1 protein-coding gene is annotated in these 560 nt (G+C 44.5%); it reads right to left on the bottom strand.

Annotated elements, in window-relative coordinates; all coding sequences use genetic code 11:
- Positions 1-3 precede the first annotated feature (3 nt).
- Positions 4-560, bottom strand: a 557-nt coding sequence (locus tag AC1DVR_RS24010) for a hypothetical protein (RefSeq protein ID WP_478003126.1), incomplete at its 5' end; no start/stop codon positions are given.

Below are 560 nucleotides of genomic sequence, written 5' to 3'. Positions count from 1 at the left end.
GTTCTACCCTGGAAATACGATGTTCAAATGCGTACCAAATTGGAATTCCTGCACAGTTTGATGTCGCAAACCGCTTCCAAGTAGGGGAGAGTATGTTAGTTTTTGGCCGCCGGACGTTAGCGCGACATACCCGCCTTGGTTAGCCGCTTCCTCTATAATCGTTGTATAGCCTTCGCCGTTTCTTCGGTCTCGTCCAATATCACCCCTAATAGACATCTTGTTTGTGATTGCACTCGAAAGATCGAAGTTGTCTTTGTTAAATCGACCAAAATGGCGGAGGTTTTCGATTAGTCCGCGCCCATTATCGTAGTAGTCTAGAACCCAGTATTTCATCTCCTTTGTGTTTCTTGCGGTCGCATTTAACCTAAGATACTCGAGCAGAGTTTCGTTCAATTTAGTATGACTCGTTGGTCCATAATCTGCATAAGTCAGTCTTGAAACTCGGAAGACCAATGTGTCACCAAAAAGGTGCGATTTCTCTTTGCTCCAGTTTGGGTTCTCGTGATAGTCCATCCAGTGATCGATATTGTCGATAACTTGATGATGAACGCTACAAATCG

Source organism: Rhodobacter sp. P2_H5, assembly GCF_056403335.1.
This window is presented reverse-complemented; position numbering and strand designations above follow the sequence as displayed.